Genomic DNA, 22,042 nt, shown 5'->3' with positions numbered 1-22,042 from the left:
AGAAATAAGCTATATTTGTGGCCTGGGAGCAAAGGTTGGATGTGAGTGGTTAAGCGAACATTCAACCTGCAGCGACGAAAGTCACAAATATAGCTTATTTCTCTTTCTGGAGGCGTCTCCTTTGTTGCATAAGTCAAAATTTTTCTTGTATTTCTTGGAGAATAGGGTTAGAATAAAATCGTATATGTTTAAATATATGATGATGTTAAATCTGGAGGTTAATAAATAATGAAGATTATTATGTTAGGCGCTCCTGGCGCAGGTAAAGGAACTCAGGCAAAGAAACTTTCAGAGAAATATGGTATTCCACATATTTCCACAGGTGATATTTTCCGCGCTAATATTAAGAATAATACAGAACTTGGAAAGAAAGCAAAAGGATACATGGATGCAGGACAGCTTGTACCAGACGAACTGGTTGTTGATCTTGTAGTAGACCGTATTAAAGAACAGGATTGTTTTAAAGGATTTATCCTTGATGGTTTTCCACGTACCATTCCACAGGCAGAAGCTCTTGACTATGCTTTGAATAATCAGAATGAAAAGATTGATTATGCAATTAATGTAGATGTCCCTGACGAGAATATCATCAACAGAATGGGCGGAAGAAGAGCATGTGTTGGTTGTGGCGCTACATATCACGTAGTAAATATGCCACCTAAGAAAGAGGGTATCTGTGACCATTGCGGAGAGAAGTTAGTTCTTCGTGAAGATGATAAGCCGGAAACCGTTAAGAAGAGACTGCAGGTTTATCATGATCAGACCAAGCCTTTAATTGAGTATTACGATAAGAAGGGTTCTCTTTTAACAGTAGACGGAACTTTAGATATCAATGTAGTATTTGAAAAGATTACAAAGGTTCTTGGATAGAGTGTGTTTGAAATGAAAAGGGCTGTCGCGGTATCACTCTTATAGTGCGATAGCCTTTTTTATTATAAACTATTATAAACGAAAGGGTGTCTCATGAATAATACAGGAATAAAACCAAAAGTAATAGAAGAGATACGAACTTTTGCAAGAAAATATAATATAGATAAGGTCATATTATTTGGGTCAAGAGCCAGAGGCGATTATAAACGTACCAGTGATATTGATTTGGCTGTTGTAGGTGGTGATTTTGCAAGATTTGTTTTGGATGTAGATGAGGAAACATCAACATTGTTAGAATATGATATTGTTGATATGAGCAGAGAAATGCAGGATGAGTTAAGGCAGTCTATTATGCAGGAAGGAAAGATTTTATATGAAAAAGTATGAGAATTTTTGTTCTGCTTTATCTAATATGCAGGAAATTTATAAGTATGATCCACCATATGACACGGTTATTTTAACAGGTCTGGTTGGACTATTTGAAGTTTGCTTTGAACAGTCATGGAAAATGATGAAAGAAATTCTGGAATCACATGGGTATGAGGAGGGAGCAACCGGTTCTCCTAAAATTATTTTAAAAACAGCTTATAAGGCAGGTATGATTAAAGATGAGGAACTGTGGCTTAGAGCTTTGCAGGAGAGAAATAATGTAACGCATTCTTATAATGAAAAGATTGCGTTGGGAATTGTTATGCGGGCAAAAGAGGAATTTTATGATATGTTTTGTGAGTTAAAGATTGAAATTGATAAAAACTGGTTATAAAATATAAGTCCCAGAGTAGTTATAATGTACTGTAACTGTTATATAATGTGTAAGATAGATAAGTATGTGAACGTAGGATTACTATAGCATTTACATTTAGATATGGAGAAAATAATGGCAATTACAATAAAGAACGAACATGAAATTGCATTGATGCGTGAGTCAGGACGTTTACTGGCACTGGTTCACGAAGAGATGCGTAAGGAATTAAAAGAGGGGATGACAACAAAGGATATTGATCGGATTTGTGAGACAATGATCAGAGACTTTGGATGCATTCCTAATTTTTTGAATTATCAGGGATTTCCGGCTTCTGTATGTGTGTCGATTAATGATGAAGTTGTACATGGAATCCCTTCAAAAAAAAGATACATTGACAATGGAGATATCGTAAGCCTTGATGCAGGACTTATTTATAAAGGATATCATTCCGATGCTGCAAGGACACATGGTGTAGGAGAAATCAGTCCGGAAGCACAGAGGATTATTGATGTTACAAAACAATCTTTTTTTGAAGGTATTAAATTTGCAAAACCTGGCAATCATTTAGTTGATATTGCAAGAGGTATTCAGACTTATGCGGAAAACAACGGATATTCTGTTGTGCGTGATCTGACAGGGCATGGGATTGGAACGAAGCTTCATGAAGCACCGGAGATTCCGAACTTTGTGCAGAGAAGAAGAGGCGCTAAGATGCAAAAGGGAATGGCACTTGCGATCGAGCCGATGATCAATGAAGGAACCTATGATGTTTACTGGCTTGATAATGACTGGACAGTAGCAACGGTAGACGGAAAGCTTTCTGCACATTATGAGAATACGATTGCTATTACAGATGAGGGATGCGAGATTCTCACAATGCTTCCAGAAGAAAAAGAAGCTTTGCATAGTGAACAAAAAGAAAAGTGATTTTTTTATAAATTTTTACTTGGTAATGGAGAAGATTTATGCTAGAATATAAATTAGGTTATTTTGCCACATCCCTTTGCGGTCACGATAAAGGAAGAATTTACATGATTGTAAAGCAGGAAGGTGAGATGATTGGATTGTCGGATGGAGTAAGAAGAACCATTGATAATCCGAAGTGGAAAAAGAAGAAACATATTCAGATGATACGCTCTGAGAGAATGGCAGAAGCTTTTCCATCCCTGATTTCTTCGGAGGATGCCAATCAGAGGATCTATGATGAGATCGCTGGAATGGAAGGGCGTAAAGTAAGAAAGCAGGAGGATTAAATATGTCAAAATCAGATGTTATTGAAGTAGAAGGAAAGGTAGTCGAGAAGCTTCCTAACGCTATGTTTAAGGTAGAGTTAGAGAATGGTCATCAGGTACTGGGACATATCAGCGGAAAGTTACGTATGAACTTTATTAAGATTTTACCAGGAGATAAAGTGACAATTGAACTTTCCCCATACGATTTAACAAAAGGCAGAATTATCTGGAGAGATAAATAGATTAAAAGGTTTTGTATGATTTGACTGAAGAATGGCTAGAATTTTGTCGTTTTTCGGAAGAATTGTGCTTGCTTTTAATATAGAAAGATGATATAATAATTGCCGAACGTTTTGGAAAGGAGAGAAAATCGTGAAGGTTAGAGCATCAGTTAAGCCTATCTGCGAAAAATGCAAAGTCATTAAACGCAAAGGCGCAATCAGAATCATTTGCGAAAATCCAAAACATAAACAGAGACAGGGATAAAACCTTGCTTCCGGGTTCAGCAGAATTTGGGAGTGGAGAGTATATTCTTGATTTTGTTGTGTCATTGGTATGATATCCTTTCAATCTGAGTATTTACGTCAGATGCAAGAGAAACTATTGAGTTTTGCGGATATCATCAATTATTGCCACCGTCATGGCAATTAAGCAATTTTACGAAAAGCGGCTGTGGTGAGTAATCGCCAATATATTTTCGTAAAAAGACAGTGCGGGAAGACAGCACTGCCATGCAGCGCGAAAGAGTTTACAGTTTGTCTGTAACGATAAGACGGTCACGCTGTAGTCTGGGAATACTGTGTATTTCACGACATAAAACAATACTATAATTAAGGAAAACAAGACGAATCCAAACTTAAGACACGCTGAACATTTCACCGTACGCGGCAGCGATGAATTTTGTTGGATGAATATTTAGTGGAGGTGCACACATGGCTCGTATTTCAGGTGTTGATTTACCTAGAGAAAAACGTGTAGAAATCGGTCTTACTTATATTTATGGAATTGGAAAAACAAGTGCAGATCAGATTTTAAAAGCAGCAGACGTTAATCCTGACACACGTGTACGCGATTTAACTGATGACGAGGTTCGTCGTCTTAGCGAAATCATCAATGCAGATTATACTGTAGAAGGTGATTTACGTCGTGAGATCGCTATGAACATCAAACGTTTACAGGAAATTGGTTGCTACAGAGGAATCCGTCATAGAAAAGGATTACCTGTTCGTGGACAGAAGACAAAGACAAACGCTAGAACACGTAAAGGTCCTAAGAAAACTGTTGCAAACAAGAAGAAATAAGTAATTTAGAGATAAGTATTAATATAGATTAATCCTATAGGAGGGTTTCGTCAATGGCAAAGAAAGTGACCAAAAAGGTGACGAAGAAACGTGTTAAAAAGAATGTACAGCACGGTCAGGCTCATATTCAGTCATCTTTTAATAATACAATTGTAACATTAACTGACTCTGAAGGTAACGCTCTTTCTTGGGCAAGTGCTGGAGAAATGGGCTTCAGAGGCTCCAAAAAATCTACTCCATATGCAGCACAGATGGCAGCTGAAACAGCAGCTAAAGCAGCAGTGGTACACGGATTAAAGACTGTTGAAGTTATGGTTAAAGGACCAGGTTCAGGAAGAGAAGCAGCAATTCGTGCACTTCAGGCATGTGGTCTGGAAGTAACAAGCATCAAAGATGTTACACCAGTACCTCATAACGGATGTCGTCCACCAAAACGTAGAAGAGTCTAATAGGAGGTAAGTAAGAATGGCAATTGATAGAACTCCAGTCCTGAAGAGATGCAGATCCTTAGATATGGATCCTGTATATTTAGGAGTGAATAAGAAATCAAACAGAAAGTTAGTTCGTTCCAGCAGAAAGATCAGCGAGTATGGTCTTCAGCTTCGTGAAAAACAGAAAGCAAAATTCATCTACGGTGTTTTAGAAAAACCTTTCAGAAACTACTACGCTACAGCAGAGAGAATGAAAGGACTTACAGGTCCTAACTTAATGGTTCTTCTTGAGTCCAGACTGGACAACGTAGTATTCCGTATGGGATTTGCAAGAACAAGAAAAGAAGCTAGACAGATCGTTGGACATAAGCATGTATTAGTTAACGGTAAGTGCGTTAACATTCCATCTTACAGAATTAAAGCTGGCGATGTAGTTGAAATTAAAGAAAACAAAAAGACAATGCAGAGATACAAAGATATCGTTGAGGCAACTGGCGGTGTTCTTGTACCAGCATGGTTAGATGCTGATATCGAAGAGTTAAAAGGAACAGTTAAAGAACTTCCTTCTCGCGATATGATCGATGTTCCAGTTAATGAAACACTCATTGTCGAGTTATATTCTAAATAATAAATGATTCTTCTAATTGAATGCCTGCTATCATACAGGCATTCAATTATAGTATATGGAAGCTGGTAAACCTGGAATTGATTTTCCAATTAATTACCCAAAAGGAGGGTCCCATTCGTGTTTGAATTCGAAAAACCGAGAATTGAAATAGCAGAGATTTCAGAAGACAATAAATATGGTCGTTTTGTGGTGGAACCACTGGAAAGAGGGTACGGCACAACTTTAGGTAACTCCTTAAGAAGAATCATGTTATCTTCCTTACCAGGTGCAGCAGTAAGTGCAGTGAAGATTAAAGGCGTTCTTCATGAGTTCAGCTCTATTCCTGGTGTAAAAGAAGATGTCACTGAAATAATTATGAATATTAAAGAACTGGCTATCAAGAATAACAGTTCTTCTAACGAACCAAAACGCGCTTTTATTGAGTTCAGCGGAGAGGGTGTAGTTACAGCAGCAGACATCCAGGTTGACAGTGATATTGAAATCATTAATCCGGATTTAGTTATTGCAACTTTAAGTGGCGGTGCAGACAGCCATTTTGAAGCAGAGCTGACTATCACAAAAGGCCGTGGATATGTAGGCGCTGATAAGAACAAATCGGAAGATCAGTCCATTGATGTAATTGCAGTAGATTCTATTTATACACCTGTAGAGCGTGTTAATCTTACTGTAGAGAATACTCGTGTAGGTCAGATTACAGACTTTGATAAATTGACTTTAGATGTATTTACAAATGGAACACTGGCACCGGACGAAGCAGTGAGCCTTGCTGCTAAAGTTCTGAGTGAACATCTTAACCTCTTTATCGACTTATCTGAGAATGCTCAGAAGGCTGAGGTTATGGTAGAAACAGCTCAGGATCCGGTTGACAAAGTTTTAGAGATGAATATTGACGAATTAGAATTATCTGTTCGTTCATATAACTGCTTAAAGAGAGCAGGTATCAATACTGTTGAAGAACTTACAAACAAGACACCTGAAGATATGATGAAGGTTCGTAACCTTGGACGTAAGTCTCTTGAAGAAGTATTAGCTAAATTAAAAGAATTAGGTCTTTCCTTAAATAATAGCGAAGAGTAATTCTTACCATAAACAAAGTAATATAGACCCGCTTAGGCTGAAGGTATTAGTAGGCATGGCGAAAAATAAACAGGAGGTCCATTAAAATGGCAAAATACAGAAAATTAGGAAGAACATCTAACCAGAGAAAAGCTTTATTACGTAACCAGGTTACACAGCTTCTCTATCATGGAAAGATTCGTACTACAGAAGCAAAAGCAAAAGAAATCCGTAAAATTGCAGAAGGCTTAATCGCACTTGGCGTTAAAGAAAAAGACAACTTTGAAGTTGTTAAGGTTCAGGCTAAAGTAGCTAAGAAAGACGCAGAAGGCAAGAGAGTTAAAGAAGTAGTTGACGGAAAGAAAGTAACTGTTTATGAAACAGTTGAAAAAGAAATCAAAAAAGATTTACCATCCAGACTTCATGCAAGACGTCAGATGTTAAAGGTATTATACCCTGTAACTGAAGTTCCTGCAGAAGGAAAAGGAAGAAAAGCAAATACAAAGAAAATTGATCTTGCTCAGAAAATCTTTGATGAGTACGCTCCTAAATATGCTGAACGTAACGGTGGTTACACAAGAATCGTTAAAATTGCTCAGCGTAAAGGTGATGCTGCATTAGAAGTTATCATTGAATTAGTTTAATTTTACGTGTGTTGACTTTCATTTAGTTCAATAGACAAAATAAAAATCTTATAATTGCAAATGTATCCTTAGTACAAGAGTTTGATGCAGTTAAGCATCGAATTCTTAACAACTAAAGATACAAACGCAATTATAAGATTTTTTTGTTTTTAATAAATAGATATTTAATGTTATAAAAAAATAGGGTATAATGGGTGTTAGCTTTGTCAAACTAAGATTGATAATTAATGGAGAATAAAATCAGATGAATTTGATCGATGTGAAAAATCTTTTATTTAACTATAAAATATATTCCGGGGAAAAAGAAGAAGTTATTGAACATACAGCGATTGATCATGTTTCTTTGTCAATTAAGAAAGGTGATTTTGTCGGAATTCTTGGTCATAACGGATCGGGAAAGTCAACACTTGCAAAACAGCTTGCTGCTTTACTAAAGCCATCCGGTGGAATAATTTATGTTAATGGAATGGATACGGCGAAAGATGAACTACTTCTTCCTATTAGGAAGACAGCGGGAATGGTATTTCAGAACCCAGATAATCAGTTGATTGGAAATATCGTGGAAGAAGATATCGCTTTTGGTCCTGAGAATATGGGGATTCCCAGAGAAGAAATTGAGGAAAGAATTACGAGAGCATTAGAAGCTACGGGAATGAGTGCATATCGGGAACATTCTCCGAATGCACTTTCCGGTGGACAAAAACAAAAAATCGCGATATCCGGGGTGCTTTCGATGGAACCGGAATGTATTATTTTTGATGAGCCAACGGCGATGATTGATCCAGAAGGCCGAAAAGAGGTATTGAAAGCGATTTATGATTTGAATCGTTTAAAACATATTACGATTATTTATATAACACATTTCCTTGATGAAGTCAGTAAGGCAGATTATCTGTATGTGATGAAGCAAGGAGCCATTACGTTAGAAGGCTCTCCGGAAACATTATTTAAGATGCCAGATCAATTAACAGAAAATAATCTAGAACTTCCGTTTGAGATTTCGTTTATTGCAGAATTAAGAAAAAAAGGTCTGAATATACCGAAAGAAATATATACAAAGAAGCAACTACTTGAGTTTTTTAAATGCCGGCAGCAAGAAGAAAGTTTCTTGTTCACTGAAAAGAAAGTAGAGAATCAACAGAAGAAATGTATTGCAGAAACAGAGAAAGAAAAAGGCATTGTTCTGAAAAATATCAGTTATCAGTATAAAAAAAGAAGTGCTGAGGAAGCAAAAGATGCGTTACAAGACGTTTCATTATCTATAAAACCTGGAGAATTTGTAGCGATTGTAGGGAAGACCGGATCAGGAAAGTCAACATTGATTCAACATTTAAATGGACTTTTGCAGCCACAAAGTGGACAATATTTTTTTGAAGGCCAGGATATATGGTCGAAAAAGTATGATTTAAAAAAACTCAGGCAGAAGGTAGCACTTTGTTTCCAATATCCTGAATATCAGCTTTTTGAGGAAACTATATTAAAGGATATCGCATTTGGACCGAAAAATCTTGGTTTTGATAAAAAGAAATGTGAAGAAAAGGCTCGGTATGCAATGAAGCTTGTGGGCCTGCCAGCAGAACTTGAAAAGGTTTCTCCGTTTTCATTATCCGGAGGACAAAAAAGGAGAGTAGCTTTGGCCGGAATTTTAGCTATGGAACCAGAATATCTTATTTTAGATGAACCAGTAGCCGGAATGGATGCTCCTGGTAAAAGGATGTTATTTCAGCTTTTGCATCATCTTAACAAAGACAAAGGAATTACAATTGTACTTGTTTCTCATAACATGGATGATGTTGCGGCACATGCAGATCGCGTATTAATTATGGAAGATGGAACTCTGAAAATGGATGGAACGACCAGAGAAATATTTGCAAGGAAAGATGATCTTACAACGACGGGACTTGGAATTCCTCAAACAGTAGAATTTTACCTGGAATTAAGGAAAATGCAGATACAGGAAAGCATAGATTCTAACAGACAAACATTGCAAAATGAGAATGTCATTCCTCTTACCATAGAAGAACTGGCAGAATGTATTATAGGAGGCAGCGAATGATTCGGGAAATGACATTAGGACAATATTATAAAGCAGATTCCGTACTTCATAAACTGGATGCTCGTGTAAAACTTTTAGGGACATTGCTTTTTGTTATTACTTTATTTTTTCCGAAAAGTTTATTAAGTCTTGGAATTGCAACAGTATTTCTTGCTTTCACAATAAAGCTGTCAAAAGTACCATTTTCTATGATGATTCGAGGTGTAAAACCACTGTTTGTTATTATCTGTTTTTCAGCGATTATTAATATGATCAGTGTGGGAGGAGAAGTATTAATAAAACTTGGACCGGTATCCATTACGAAGCAGGGCTTATGGATGGCATTTTATCTTGTTATACGTTTAGTGTACCTTGTCATCGGTTCGTCAGTTATGACATTTACGACAACACCGAATCAGCTTACGGATGGACTTGAAAAAGGGTTTCAATTTCTTAAAAAAGTGCATATTCCTGTACATGAAATTGCTATGATGATGTCGATTGCTCTTCGCTTTATTCCAATTTTAACAGAAGAACTTGATAAGATCATGAAAGCACAGATGTCAAGAGGTGTTGATTTTGAAAGTGGAAATATTTTAGAACGAGGAAAAAAGCTGATTCCTGTTTTAGTACCACTCTTTATCGCAGCGATCAGAAGAGCTTCCGATCTTGCAATGGCAATGGATGCGAGATGTTACAATGGTGGGGAAGGAAAGACAAGATTACATCCCCTTGTTTATAAAAAACAAGATTATGCCGCATATGGAATCATGCTTTTATATGTAGCAATTATGATTTTTTGTAGTTTTATTTTAATATAAGAAATATATGATGTTGGTATCAAAAGTTCTCTTTCAGGCAAGCCTGCATCGGCTTTCTGACTTTTTGACCCTGATATTAATATATGTTACTATATAAAAGATGTTAGAATAATCAGTGCTGCATACTGATAAACATAGGAGAGAGAATAAAACTTATGAAACGATTTAAATTAGTAGTGGCCTATGATGGGACAAACTATTGCGGCTGGCAGATTCAACCGAATGGGATTACGATAGAAGAAGTACTGAATAAAACATTGAGTGATTTTTTAAAAGAAGAGATACACATAATCGGAGCAAGCAGAACAGATTCTGGAGTACATTCTTTTGGAAATGTAGCAGTATTTGATTCAGAGACAACGATTCCTGCAGAAAAACTTTGTTTTGCATTAAACCCACAGCTTCCAGAAGATATACGAATTGTGTCTTCTGCGCAGGTGGCGGATGATTTTCACCCAAGATATTGTGATACAAGGAAAACATATGAATATCATATTCAAAATGGAAAGATTCCTCTGCCAACAGAGAGGCTTTATTCTCATCTTGTCATCTTTCCATTAGATGTAGAAGCGATGCAGGAAGCCGGACAATATCTTGTTGGAACACATGATTTTAAAAGTTTTTGCGCTTCAAAAACACAGGCACAGACAACGGTAAGAACTGTGACAGGAATAGAAGTGGAAACTCATTCACTTTCAGAAGGAGAATATCCATCTCAGAAAGTAATAATCCGCGTAACAGGAGAAGGTTTTCTCTATAACATGGTCCGCATTATCAGTGGAACACTAATTAAAGTAGGATTAGGAGTCTATCCACCAGAGCATGTAAAAGAGATACTTGCAGCCTGCGATCGTTCAAAAGCAGGAGAAACCGTTCCGGCAAAAGGGCTTTTTTTGAAAAAGATTGAATATTTGTAAATTACAGGACGTAAAAAATTAAAAAACCCCATATTTTGTGGCAAAAATATTGTTGACACACTGAAAAGAGTGTTATATAATATGAAATTGTGGTATGCATATAAAATGTAATCTCAAAAGCCCCGAGATGCATTTTGTCATATACCTGCGTAAGCAGGATTGATATGATGGAGGGTCCGGACAGCCAGGAAGTCATATCTGAACCGTTGATTTTTTTTAGAATAAACAGGAGGAGAACTACTCATGAAAAGTTTTATGGCTAGCCCATCTACCATCACTAGAGACTGGTATGTAGTTGATGCTACAGGACATACATTAGGACGTCTTGCATCTGAAGTTGCAAGTGTTTTAAGAGGAAAGAACAAACCGATCTTCACACCTCATATGGATTGCGGTGACTATGTAATTATCGTTAACGCTGACAAGATCAAAGTATCCGGTAAGAAGTTAGATCAGAAGATCTACTATCACCACAGCGATTATGTTGGTGGAATGAAAGAAACAACATTAAGAGAAAAATTAAACAAGAAACCAGAAGAAGTTATCGAACTTGCCGTAAAAGGTATGCTTCCTAAAGGACCTCTTGGAAGACAGATGTATACAAAGCTTTTCGTATACGCTGGACCTGATCACAAACATGCTGCACAGCAGCCTAAGGAATTAGCAATCTAGTATTAATTTAAGGAGGAAAAGTAAGTGGCTACTACAAGATATTACGGAACTGGTAGAAGAAAAAGCAGTGTTGCAAGAGTATATCTCGTACCAGGAACAGGTAAAGTAACAATCAATAAAAAAGACATGGATGAATATTTTGGATATGACACATTAAAAGTAATCGCTCGTCAGCCATTAGAATTAACATCCACAGCAGATAAATTTGACGTATTAGTTAATGTACACGGTGGCGGATACACAGGACAGGCTGGTGCGATCAGACACGGTATTGCAAGAGCATTACTGGAAGCTGACCCAGAATTCCGTCCAGCATTAAAGAAAGCTGGATATTTAACTCGTGACCCACGTATGAAAGAAAGAAAGAAATACGGTCTCAAAAAAGCTCGTAGAGCACCTCAGTTCAGCAAGCGTTAATTTCGTTTACTCGAACTACAAATTTCAAACAGCAGCGCAAGAACCTCTCAGGGGAGCAATCCTTTGGGAGGTTTTTTTGTGGAATGTAGTATCGAAGTATTTTTGCACAACTGACGAAAAATTTTCTCGCAAAAACAAGTACAAAAATACTCCGATACTACATTCAGTAGGAATTGGATAAGTTTTAGTTTATCTCAGTTGAGATGATTTTAGAAAGTTAGGAAAGGAACTTTGCCAGTTTGATTGACGAGAGCCTCTTGTTATAGTAAAGTCATTATAGTAAATTTGAAATTCAAGTCGAGCCGCCGCGAGACTTGGCGCGTGATTCTGGTTAGCATAAGCTGAGATAAATAGAATTTTAAGGAGAATATATGAGTATTTTAAATGTAGAGCATTTGACCCACGGTTTTGGAGACAGAGCGATATTTAACGATGTTTCTTTTCGACTGTTAAAAGGAGAACACATCGGTCTTGTCGGTGCAAATGGCGAAGGAAAGTCCACATTTATGAGTATTGTTACCGGAAAAATGATGCCGGATGAAGGAAAAGTAGAGTGGGCGAAAAATGTAAATGTTGGATATCTTGACCAGCATGCGGTATTAGAAGCAGGAATGACAATTCAGGATGCATTAAAATCTGCGTTTGATCCTTTATTACAAAAAGAAGAACGAATGAATGAAATCTGTGATCTGCTTGGTTCTGCTGATGAGAAAGAAATGGAGCTTCTCATGGAGGAATTGGGACTGATTCAGGATGACCTTACTCTTCATGATTTTTATACTATTGATGCAAAGGTAGAAGAAGTAGCAAGAGCGCTTGGCCTGTTAGATCTTGGATTAGATCGTGATGTTACAGATTTAAGTGGTGGACAGAGAACAAAAGTCCTTCTTGGTAAACTTTTATTAGAAAAACCGGACATTCTTTTGTTAGATGAGCCTACCAACTATCTTGATGAAGAACATATTGCATGGCTGAAAAGATATTTGCTCGATTACGAGAATGCATTTATTTTAATTTCTCACGATATTCCTTTCCTGAATGAGGTTGTTAATATCATTTATCATATGGAAAATCAAGAGCTGAATCGTTACGTCGGAGATTATGAACATTTCCAGGAAGTTTACGCAGTAAAAAAAGCACAGCTTGAAGCGGCATATCGCCGTCAACAGCAGGAAATCAATGAATTAAAAGACTTCGTAGCGAGAAATAAAGCACGAGTTTCCACAAGAAATATGGCAATGTCCAGGCAGAAAAAACTCGATAAAATGGAACTTATTGAATTGGCAGCAGAAAAACCAAAGCCAGAATTTAACTTCCGTTATGGCCGTACTCCAGGGAAAATGCTCTTTGAAACAAAGAAACTTGTAATTGGTTATGATGAGCCATTATCAAAACCTTTAGATTTTTATATGGAACGTGGGCAAAAAATTGCCTTAATTGGAACAAACGGAATTGGAAAAACAACATTATTAAAGAGTTTACTTGGACTAATCCCACCTCTTTCAGGAAGCTGTGAAAAAGGAGAAAATCTTCAGATTGGTTACTTTGAACAGGAAGTAAAAGGAGAAAACCCAAATAGCTGTATTGAAGAAATATGGGAAGAATTTCCTGGATTTACCCAGTATGAAGTGCGTTCCGCCCTTGCAAAATGTGGACTCACCACGAAACATATCGAAAGCAAAGTACGCGTTTTAAGTGGAGGAGAACAGGCAAAAGTCCGTCTCTGTAAACTTATCAATAAAGACACCAATGTTCTTTTGTTGGATGAGCCTACCAATCATCTTGATGTAGATGCAAAAGAGGAATTAAAAAGAGCATTACTCGACTACCGAGGCAGCGTTCTTCTTATTTGCCATGAACCGGAATTCTATAAAGATGTCGTAAACGAAGTCTGGGACATGAGTAAATGGACCACAAAAGTACTATAAACTCCTGATTTGATGGACTAAAGAAACGAAACCCAGAAATGTTATATAGAATAAAATATGAAGATAGTCGCGGCATAGAAAATGCCTGACCGGCATTTTTATTTGCTCCGACATCACATTTTATTCTATATAACATTTCTGGGTTTCTGTTCTTTGGCGCCAGATGGAATCAGAAGTTTTGCCTGATAAAAATAAGGGATTTGTCCAGAAATCTACGATTTTCATTCAGATAAAATCTCCAGAAGGAATGCGTCAATCCTTTAGACTTTAATTTCCTGGAAAGTCATATCCTTCTGGTACATTCCACGTTGCCTAACTGTGGATTTAGAATAATCAGAAAAAAGAAAAAAATAATACATCCCAGATGCGGCTTGGGAGCGTGTTTAAAATGCGGATGAGCATTTTAAACGTAGCGACTACAGAGCAGATGGTATGTATTATTTTTTTCTTTTTTCGTCTATTACCAAATCTACAAATCAGAAATTTTCTTGAAGGAATTTTAAATATCGGGTAAAATGTTTTGTGAATAAAACACTAGGAAGGGTATATTTATGTCACTTATTGTAATAAAGAAAATTATAGAGATGTTTATGATACTGCTTGTAGGCGTAATAATCTACAAAGGGAAGATTATTGATGATGTTAGTACGAAGCATCTTTCAAATGTACTGCTGTTGTTAGTTTCTCCGTTATTGATTGTTCAGTCGTATCAGATTGATTTTAATAAGAAGCTTTTGTATGGATTACTCTGGGCCTTACTGGCTTCTTTTCTTACCTTTTTGTTTATGATCATTGTATCGGAGTTCCTTTTTCATGGGGATAAGAACCGTAGTTCTGTGGAAAAAATCGCAGTATCCTATTCGAATTCTGGTTTTATTGGGATTCCTTTAATTAGTGGAGTACTTGGAGATAAGGGTGTCTTTTATATGACGGCCTATATCACAGTCTTTAACGTATTGCTTTGGACACATGGCGTTGTTTTAATGGGAGATAGTAAGGATTTAAAAGGAGCATGGAAGAATTTCTTAAGTCCGGCGATTATTGCGGTTATCGTAGGAATTATATTATTTTTATTTCAGCTTCGACTGCCTCAATTTATTGAAAATCCTTTGGAAATGATTGCTTCAATGAATACACCGCTTGGAATGATTGTTGCAGGAGCCAATCTTGCTCAAGGGAATATTTTAAAGAGCCTAAAGAACAAACGCCTATATTATTTAAGTTTTATAAAGCTTATTGTATATCCATTGGCAGGGCTTGTTATCTTATGGCTACTGCCACTTGAGTTTGAGGTAGCATTTACCGTATTTATCGCATTGGCCTGTCCGGCAGGAGCTTCGGTTGTAATGTTTGCACAGCGGTATGATAGAGACGCATATTACGGTTCAGAGATATTTGTGATTACGACACTGTTGTCGGTAGTGACGATACCGTTATTGTCAGTGATAGCAGTTGGATTATTAAAGTAAGAAAAAATTACATAAAAATAATCGCGATGTAAAAATACCTCTTTTCAGTATTTTTACATCGCGATTATTTTTATGTTTTACTATATATAGTTTCAGTATTTTTATTAGTTCACTGGTAATAAACTAGTAATTATTTATCTCCGAAGTATCTCTTAAGTAATCCTTCGAATGCTTTTCCATGTCTAGCTTCGTCACGAGCCATCTCATGAACTGTATCATGGATTGCATCAAGATTTAAAGCCTTTGCGCGTTTTGCAAGATCGAACTTACCAGCAGTAGCACCGTTTTCAGCCTCTACACGTACTTTGAGGTTCTCTTTTGTGCTTGGAGAAACTACTTCGCCAAGTAACTCAGCAAACTTAGCTGCATGCTCAGCTTCTTCATAAGCAGCTTTTTCCCAGTATAATCCGATTTCAGGATATCCTTCGCGGTGAGCAACACGTGCCATAGCAAGATACATACCTACTTCGCTGCACTCGCCTTCAAAATTAGCTCTTAAGTCAGCCTTAATATCTTCTGGAACATCACTTGCAACACCTACAACATGTTCAGCAGCCCATGTCTTCTCTTCTGTCTGCTCAATAAACTTAGAAGCAGGTGCCTTACAAAGTGGGCAAAATTCCGGAGCAGCTTCACCTTCATAAACATATCCACATACACTACATACAAACTTCTTCATAATAAATAATCTCCTTTTCTAAAATAAATGTCTGATAACTATTAAGATGGCGTCTTATTCGTTATCGAAAGCATATAAGTAACATTGCATAGTAATGAAAAATTCTTTTGAAAAAGTAATAATAATCATTACTGTTTTATAATAACCTAAAGATGAAAATTTGTCAACAAAAAAATTAAAAAAATATTTATGTGTAGATTTCGTATAGACGAAAAAAGAACGAATACCCTATCCCATTTGCTCTGTAGTCGCTGTGTTTAAAATGCTTGTTTGCATCTTAAACACACTCCGAAGCCGCATATGGGATAGGGTATTCGTTCTTTTTTCTGACTATCTAAATCCACAATCGGTGAGAATGGGGATTCTCCAGAAGAGTATAACTTTCCAGGAACTTAAATTTCGAGAAACTGACATTTATATAAGGAGTTCTATTTCTTCTGTTGTATCCCCTGCTATTTTCTTTTGAGGAAAAATAAGCATTTAGCGCAAAGTCACAAAATGCAATACTTATAACAATTCTTTTTTCTTTATCATAGTTTTTTGCAATTCAGCATAAAATTTTGTTTCAGCAGCTATTTGTTTTGATAACAAATAGCAAATTAGTAATTTCTGTTGGAAAAAGAAGGGGATTCGCCAGAAGATTATGAGAGTTAACTAGCGAAAAATTCTCTAGAAGGTTATAGATTCTCGGGAAATTGAAGCCTAAGGGATTGACACATTTCTTCTGGAAGTTTCCATCTGAATAAAAAGCGTAGACTTTTGGAGAATCCCCATTCTCACCAACTGTAGATTTAGAATAGCCAGAAAAAAGAAAAAAATAATACATCCCAGATGCGGCTTCGGAGCGTGTTTAAGATGCGAACGAGCATCTTAAATACAGCGACTACAGAGCAGATGGGGTGTATTATTTTTTTCTTTTTTCGTCTACACGAAATCTACAAATTACGATTTTTGAGCACAAGCTGCACAATATCCTCGGAAGGTAATGGTATAGTCAGAAATGATTCCATCGAAGCCTTCACCAATGTCTTCTTGTGGATGAACAGAAGGTTTGAATGGAATATCCTGAAGACATCCACAGGATTTACATTGAAAATGTGCATGAGGAATTGTCTGGCCATCGAAATGATCAGCATGATTCTCGCAGGTGATCTTCATGATTTTTCCTAAAGAAGTTAATAAGGAAAGGTTACGGTATACAGTTCCAAGACTAATATTAGGAAAGCTTTCGCGCAGTTCCTGATAAATAATGTCGGCGGTAGGGTGATCATGATGACTCATGACACATTCTAATATGGCATTTCTTTGACGGCTGTTCTTCATCGGCGCGCTCATATTTATTCTCCTTTCATAAATAGAGTTCATATTTTTATAAACTGATGTCAGGGTCAAAAGGTGTTTTGCTCCCGACTTAATATTACGAATTACTTCGTAGTTAACGCTGTTTCTGTAATTTTGAATAGTCAATATAATTTGTATCAAATGATAACAATAAGAGTTACTATTTTTATAATATTGTATTTTTTTTCTTATGTCAAGAAGAATTAAGAAGGTTCATAAAAGCGGGGATATAATTCACAAAAGATAACCTTTAAAAAATATTGACAAAGAAATGTGGGAATAGTATGATACTAGAGTCAAAAGGTCATTTTGTACTGTTTTTAAGGGAAGTGGCTTTGAAGTTTTAAAGATAGCGGCGTTGCTGCTACGTAACTTGTGGACGGATCATTTGTGTGATCTGAAGTTGAATGATTTTGAACATTATTAACACATTTTATAAAAAGGAGATTTTTTCTTATGTTAGAAAAGATGAAAGAGATTATTGCGGAGCAGTTAGGTGTCGAAGAAGATGAGATTACACTGGATACTTCTTTTAAGGAAGATTTAGGTGCGGATTCTCTTGATTTATTTGAGCTTACTATGGCGCTGGAAGAGGAGTATGATACAGAGATTCCTGCTGAAGAACTTGCTGACATCGAAACAGTTGGAGATGTTATTGAGTACTTAAGAGAGAAGGGAATTGACGAATAAGCAGCGTGATTGATGCTGATCCTGCCCTGCTATGGGAAGGGCTGATGAACAGGTATTGGGGAGTGGACAGATAATCCTCAGTACCTTTTTTCACGTAAGAATAGTTATGAGAACGGTTATGTTATAAATTTGTAATGATTTGTCAAATGAGTTGCGGAATGAATTGTAAAATCTTACGAAACTAAGTCAGTATGCGCTTAGTGATAAAAAACTATTGGAAATTCGATTTATTTCGTTTATAATAATATCGGGTGTGTCAGCATTTTGAATAGTACACCGGGATACGATTTTGATATTGGTTATTTAGAGTGATTATTTAATCAGTATTTATGGATAAAAGACATGGAGTTTATAAGGAAAGGAGATTCCTAATGGCTACGGATATTGGAATTGATTTAGGTACTGCGAGTATTTTAGTATATGTAAAGGGGAAGGGTGTCGTATTAAAAGAGCCTTCAGTGGTTGCTTTTGATGTAGATACGAGAAAGATTAAGGCAATCGGTGAAGAGGCGCGTCTGATGATTGGACGTACTCCTGGTAATATTGTGGCGGTTCGTCCTTTAAGACAGGGTGTAATCAGTGATTACTCCGTTACAGAGAAGATGCTTAAGTATTTTGTTCATAAGTCAGTGGGCAAGAGTTTATTTGGAAGAAAGCCAAGAATTTCTGTTTGTGTTCCTAGTGGAGTAACAGAAGTAGAGAAGAAGGCAGTAGAAGATGCAACATATGCAGCAGGAGCAAGAGATGTAAAGATTATCGAGGAGCCGGTAGCAGCAGCAATCGGAGCTGGTATCGATATTGCGAAGCCATGCGGTAATATGATTGTAGATATCGGTGGTGGTACTTCTGATATTGCGGTTATTTCTCTTGGAGGTACCGTAGTAAGTACATCGATTAAGGTTGCCGGTGATGATTTTGACGAGGCAATCGTTCGTTATATGAGAAAGAAGCATAATCTGTTGATCGGTGACCGTACAGCAGAAGATATTAAGATTCAGGTAGGAAGTGCATATGCACGTGCAGAAGAATCTTCTATGGAAGTGAGAGGACGTAACCTTGTAACAGGTCTTCCTAAGACAGTTACCGTAACTTCCGAAGAAACAAGAGAGGCACTTCGTGAAGCGACAGCACAGATTGTAGAAGCAGTTCATAGTGTATTAGAGAGAACTCCACCTGAATTAGCAGCAGATATTTCTGATCGTGGAATCGTACTGACCGGTGGTGGAAGTATGTTACAGGGATTAGAACAGTTGATTGAAGAGAAGACAGGAATTACAACAATGACAGCCGATGACCCAATGACAGCAGTTGCGATTGGTACCGGCCAGTACATTGAGTATCTTGGTACAAAGTAGGAGATTTTAAATGGCTCATCTGGAAGGATATGTAAGTCATATTCGCTTTCATAATGAGGAGAATGGATATACCGTAATGGACATTGAAACAACCCACGGGGACGAAGTCCTCGTGGGAAATTTTCATTATATCAATGAAGGAGAATATATCTGTGCAGAAGGTGAATATGTAGACCATCCGGCGCATGGCCCACAGTATCGGATGACATCGTATACTGTAAAGGAGCCGGAAGATAAGGCGGCGATGGAACGCTATCTTGCATCTGGTGCGATTAAAGGAATGGGAGCTGCGCTGGCTGCAAGAGTAATTAAAAAGTTTAAAGGAAATACATTTGATATCATTGAAAGTGAACCGGAGCGTTTGGCAGAAGTAAAGGGGATTTCACTGAAAAAGGCGATGGACATTGCAGTGCAGTTTCAGGAAAAGCAGGAGATGCGCCATGCTATGATGTTTTTATCGGAGTATGGAATTACCAGTCGTTTTGCGGTTCGTATTTTTGAGGAATATGGCAGCAAGATGTATGATATCCTGAAGACGAATCCATATAAATTGGCAGAAGATATTACAGGAATTGGTTTCCGGGCAGCGGATGCGATTGCGGCAAAGGCTGGTATAGCACCAGATTCCGATTTTCGTGTGTGTGCAGCTATTTTATATGCTCTTCAGCAGGCTTCTCTTTCCGGCCATGTATATTTACCGAAAGATGTTTTGTGCCGAAGTGCAGGGCAGCTTCTTTCTATGTCACCAGAATTCATAGAAGACCATCTAATGGAGCTGGTTCTTGATAAAAAGCTGATGATTCGGACTGTGAATGAAGAGGAACATGTTTATTTGAGTTCCTATTATTTTATGGAGCTGAATACTTCCAGGATGCTTTTAAATCTTGATCTGGAATTTCCAATGGAAAAGGGGGCCTATGGAAAGCGGATCAGTGAACTGGAAGAAAGCATGGATTTTCAGCTTGATCTTTTACAAAAACAGGCAGTGGAAGAAGCGCTTACGAAAGGTGTTGTTGTAGTTACCGGTGGTCCGGGAACAGGAAAGACAACAACCATTAATCTTATGATTCGCTGCTTTGAAATGGAACATATGGATATTGTTCTTGCGGCACCGACCGGACGTGCGGCGAAGAGAATGACGGAAGCGACGGGATATGAGGCAAAAACGATTCATCGACTTTTGGAAGTTTCTGGTGGAATCGAGGAGGGAAGTAGTTCTCATTTTGAAAAAAATGAGGAGAATCCAATCGAGGCCGATGTGGTGATTCTTGATGAGATGTCCATGGTAGATATTCATTTAATGTATTCTCTTCTAAAAGCAATCGTTCCGGGAACAAGGCTCATACTCGTAGGGGATTCGAATCAGCTTCCAAGTGTAGGACCGGGAAACGTTTTGAAGGATATTATTGATTCGGAAGCGTTTAGCGTAGTGCGTCTTTCTAAAATATATCGTCAGGCAGAGAGCAGTCATATTGTTCTTAATGCGCATAAAATTAATGCAGGTGAGCTTATTACCTTAAATAATAAGAACAAAGACTTTTTCTTTTTTGAAAAACAAGATGTCCGCTCGGTAATGGGAGCGCTCATTTATCTGGTAAAAACCAAGCTGCCGGAATATATTGGTACATCTCCATTTGAAATACAGGTTCTGACACCAATGCGTAAAGGAGAACTTGGTGTGGAACATTTGAATGAGGTTCTCCAATATTATCTAAATCCTGCATCAGAATCCAAGAAAGAAAAGGAAGGACGTACAGGAGTCTTTCGTGAGGGCGATAAGGTAATGCAGGTAAAGAACAATTATAAGCTTGAATGGAAGATTACGAATGCAAAAGGCTTCTCCGTTGAAGAGGGACTTGGAGTATTCAATGGAGATATGGGTGTGATCAAGCAGATTAATACATATTCTGAACGGATTACCGTTGTATTTGACGAGAACCGGGAGGTAGAATATCCATACTCAAACCTGGATGAATTAGAACTTGCCTATGCAATTACAATTCATAAATCACAGGGAAGTGAATATCCAGCAGTAGTACTGCCACTTCTTAGCGGTCCTCCGATTCTTTGTAACAGAAATCTTCTATATACAGCAATTACAAGAGCGCAAAAGTGTGCAGCTATCGTGGGAAAACAGTCTATGGTAGAACAGATGATTCATAATGAGACAGAACAAAAGCGGTATTCCGGATTGAATGAATGTCTCAAAGATGGAATCTGATCAATCTCTTGCCATGCCGATACAGATTGATAAAACACAAACATTAGGAATGCCGGCACTTAAAAGAATACGGGTGCAGGCTTCCATAGTAGCGCCACTTGTATAAATATCATCAACAAGTAGTACAGACAGGGAAGCGTTTGTTTGAACAAGGTTATCATATCGTGAATTAAAGCGAAATGCTTTCTTTAGATTATTAAGCCTGGCTTGTGGAGTAAACTGTTTTTGTGGGAGTGTATCCACAGAGCGAATCAGCATATCAGGATAATGAGAGAGGTTAAATATCAGAGCAATTCTGCGGCTAAGTAGTTCAGCCTGATTATAACCTCTCTTTTTGTATTTATTTTTATGAATAGGAACAGGTATGACTGCGTCAATCCCCAGACTTTCTATTGCTGCATAAATTCTGGAATGGCTGTGAGAATACCTTTTGGAATAAATGTGAAAATAATTCTGAGAATACTGCTGAAAGAAAAGTTCCCAAATAAAAAAATCAGCAAGTCTTCGATTATTATGGTACTTAAACGCACTCATAATAGGACGCGTTTCTTTATTATATAGAAAAAGAGACAGCCCTTTTTGAAAACTTT

Annotated in this window: 25 protein-coding genes; 22 read left to right on the top strand and 3 right to left on the bottom strand. The window is 37.4% G+C overall.

Annotated elements, in window-relative coordinates:
* The first annotated feature begins 228 nt into the window (after positions 1 to 228).
* From EHLA_RS13220 to EHLA_RS13130, 19 genes are all read left to right on the top strand, one after another.
* Positions 229 to 870: an adenylate kinase gene (locus tag EHLA_RS13220; protein WP_096241119.1), complete on the top strand. Its 642-nt coding sequence runs from the start codon at positions 229 to 231 to the stop codon at positions 868 to 870.
* 93 nt (positions 871 to 963) lie between these two features.
* Complete coding sequence (locus EHLA_RS13215) at positions 964 to 1,257, top strand: nucleotidyltransferase family protein (RefSeq protein WP_096241118.1); 294 nt, start codon at positions 964 to 966, stop codon at positions 1,255 to 1,257.
* The gene (locus tag EHLA_RS13210; RefSeq protein ID WP_096241117.1) at positions 1,244 to 1,633 is read left to right on the top strand and encodes an HI0074 family nucleotidyltransferase substrate-binding subunit; all 390 of its coding nucleotides are present in this window, start codon (positions 1,244 to 1,246) and stop codon (positions 1,631 to 1,633) included. Before EHLA_RS13215 ends, EHLA_RS13210 begins: the two co-directional genes overlap by 14 nt.
* Positions 1,634 to 1,747: 114 nt before the next feature.
* A complete protein-coding gene (gene map / locus EHLA_RS13205) occupies positions 1,748 to 2,542 on the top strand; it encodes a type I methionyl aminopeptidase (RefSeq protein WP_096241116.1) in 795 nt (264 codons plus the stop codon).
* A gap of 38 nt (positions 2,543 to 2,580) precedes the next feature.
* Complete coding sequence (locus EHLA_RS13200) at positions 2,581 to 2,868, top strand: KOW domain-containing RNA-binding protein (RefSeq protein ID WP_021908066.1); 288 nt, start codon at positions 2,581 to 2,583, stop codon at positions 2,866 to 2,868.
* A 2-nt stretch (positions 2,869 to 2,870) separates the two neighbouring features.
* Positions 2,871 to 3,089, top strand: coding sequence for a translation initiation factor IF-1 (infA, locus tag EHLA_RS13195; RefSeq protein WP_005344620.1), 219 nt, complete (start codon positions 2,871 to 2,873; stop codon positions 3,087 to 3,089).
* A gap of 130 nt (positions 3,090 to 3,219) precedes the next feature.
* The gene (rpmJ, locus tag EHLA_RS13190; protein ID WP_081452247.1) at positions 3,220 to 3,333 is read left to right on the top strand and encodes a 50S ribosomal protein L36; all 114 of its coding nucleotides are present in this window, start codon (positions 3,220 to 3,222) and stop codon (positions 3,331 to 3,333) included.
* Between the two features lie 446 nt (positions 3,334 to 3,779).
* Entirely contained in the window at positions 3,780 to 4,148 is a 369-nt protein-coding gene (gene rpsM, locus EHLA_RS13185) for a 30S ribosomal protein S13 (protein WP_021908065.1), read from the top strand.
* 53 nt (positions 4,149 to 4,201) lie between these two features.
* A complete protein-coding gene (gene rpsK / locus EHLA_RS13180; protein WP_005344623.1) occupies positions 4,202 to 4,597 on the top strand; it encodes a 30S ribosomal protein S11 in 396 nt (131 codons plus the stop codon).
* 16 nt (positions 4,598 to 4,613) lie between these two features.
* Positions 4,614 to 5,207: a 30S ribosomal protein S4 gene (gene rpsD / locus EHLA_RS13175; RefSeq protein ID WP_005344625.1), complete on the top strand. Its 594-nt coding sequence runs from the start codon at positions 4,614 to 4,616 to the stop codon at positions 5,205 to 5,207.
* 117 nt (positions 5,208 to 5,324) lie between these two features.
* Positions 5,325 to 6,284, top strand: a complete 960-nt coding sequence (locus EHLA_RS13170) for a DNA-directed RNA polymerase subunit alpha (protein ID WP_096241115.1) — start codon at positions 5,325 to 5,327, stop codon at positions 6,282 to 6,284.
* Between the two features lie 86 nt (positions 6,285 to 6,370).
* Positions 6,371 to 6,907: a bL17 family ribosomal protein gene (locus tag EHLA_RS13165; RefSeq protein ID WP_021908062.1), complete on the top strand. Its 537-nt coding sequence runs from the start codon at positions 6,371 to 6,373 to the stop codon at positions 6,905 to 6,907.
* A gap of 244 nt (positions 6,908 to 7,151) precedes the next feature.
* Positions 7,152 to 8,963, top strand: a complete 1,812-nt coding sequence (locus tag EHLA_RS13160; protein WP_096241114.1) for an energy-coupling factor transporter ATPase — start codon at positions 7,152 to 7,154, stop codon at positions 8,961 to 8,963.
* Entirely contained in the window at positions 8,960 to 9,763 is an 804-nt protein-coding gene (locus tag EHLA_RS13155; RefSeq protein WP_021908060.1) for an energy-coupling factor transporter transmembrane component T family protein, read from the top strand. The genes EHLA_RS13160 and EHLA_RS13155 overlap by 4 nt, the downstream gene beginning before the upstream one ends.
* A 155-nt stretch (positions 9,764 to 9,918) precedes the next feature.
* Complete coding sequence (gene truA / locus EHLA_RS13150) at positions 9,919 to 10,680, top strand: tRNA pseudouridine(38-40) synthase TruA (protein WP_096241113.1); 762 nt, start codon at positions 9,919 to 9,921, stop codon at positions 10,678 to 10,680.
* Between the two features lie 243 nt (positions 10,681 to 10,923).
* Entirely contained in the window at positions 10,924 to 11,352 is a 429-nt protein-coding gene (gene rplM, locus EHLA_RS13145; RefSeq protein ID WP_005344638.1) for a 50S ribosomal protein L13, read from the top strand.
* A gap of 24 nt (positions 11,353 to 11,376) precedes the next feature.
* Positions 11,377 to 11,769, top strand: coding sequence for a 30S ribosomal protein S9 (gene rpsI / locus EHLA_RS13140; protein ID WP_005344640.1), 393 nt, complete (start codon positions 11,377 to 11,379; stop codon positions 11,767 to 11,769).
* A gap of 371 nt (positions 11,770 to 12,140) precedes the next feature.
* Positions 12,141 to 13,697, top strand: a complete 1,557-nt coding sequence (locus EHLA_RS13135) for an ABC-F family ATP-binding cassette domain-containing protein (RefSeq protein WP_096241112.1) — start codon at positions 12,141 to 12,143, stop codon at positions 13,695 to 13,697.
* A gap of 551 nt (positions 13,698 to 14,248) precedes the next feature.
* Positions 14,249 to 15,166, top strand: coding sequence for an AEC family transporter (locus tag EHLA_RS13130; protein WP_096241111.1), 918 nt, complete (start codon positions 14,249 to 14,251; stop codon positions 15,164 to 15,166).
* Between the two features lie 130 nt (positions 15,167 to 15,296).
* Here EHLA_RS13130 and EHLA_RS13125 read toward each other — a convergent pair whose 3' ends face one another.
* Both EHLA_RS13125 and EHLA_RS13120 read right to left on the bottom strand, forming a co-directional pair.
* A complete protein-coding gene (locus tag EHLA_RS13125) occupies positions 15,297 to 15,845 on the bottom strand; it encodes an NADH peroxidase (protein ID WP_021906758.1) in 549 nt (182 codons plus the stop codon).
* 942 nt (positions 15,846 to 16,787) lie between these two features.
* A complete protein-coding gene (locus tag EHLA_RS13120; RefSeq protein WP_242970730.1) occupies positions 16,788 to 17,180 on the bottom strand; it encodes a Fur family transcriptional regulator in 393 nt (130 codons plus the stop codon).
* A gap of 462 nt (positions 17,181 to 17,642) precedes the next feature.
* Here EHLA_RS13120 and acpP point away from each other — a divergent pair, with 462 nt between their 5' ends.
* The 3 genes from acpP (at position 17,643) to EHLA_RS13105 (ending at position 21,452) form a co-directional block, all read left to right on the top strand.
* Positions 17,643 to 17,876 (top strand): acyl carrier protein, encoded by a 234-nt coding sequence (gene acpP / locus EHLA_RS13115; RefSeq protein WP_021906543.1) that lies wholly within the window; start codon positions 17,643 to 17,645, stop codon positions 17,874 to 17,876.
* A 371-nt stretch (positions 17,877 to 18,247) separates the two neighbouring features.
* Positions 18,248 to 19,231 carry a rod shape-determining protein gene (locus tag EHLA_RS13110; RefSeq protein ID WP_021906544.1) on the top strand — a complete coding sequence of 328 codons (984 nt, stop codon included), beginning with the start codon at positions 18,248 to 18,250 and terminating at the stop codon, positions 19,229 to 19,231.
* 10 nt (positions 19,232 to 19,241) lie between these two features.
* Positions 19,242 to 21,452: an ATP-dependent RecD-like DNA helicase gene (locus EHLA_RS13105; protein WP_096241109.1), complete on the top strand. Its 2,211-nt coding sequence runs from the start codon at positions 19,242 to 19,244 to the stop codon at positions 21,450 to 21,452.
* On the opposite strand, the gene EHLA_RS16145 is transcribed toward EHLA_RS13105, so the two are convergent.
* Positions 21,453 to 21,986, bottom strand: coding sequence for a ComF family protein (locus tag EHLA_RS16145; RefSeq protein WP_123864864.1), 534 nt, complete (start codon positions 21,984 to 21,986; stop codon positions 21,453 to 21,455).
* Positions 21,987 to 22,042 lie beyond the last annotated feature (56 nt).

The sequence above is a fragment of the Anaerobutyricum hallii genome, assembly GCF_900209925.1.
Classification (GTDB): domain Bacteria; phylum Bacillota; class Clostridia; order Lachnospirales; family Lachnospiraceae; genus Anaerobutyricum; species Anaerobutyricum soehngenii.
Note: the sequence above shows the minus strand (reverse complement) of the source record. Positions and strands in the feature narration are given on the sequence as shown.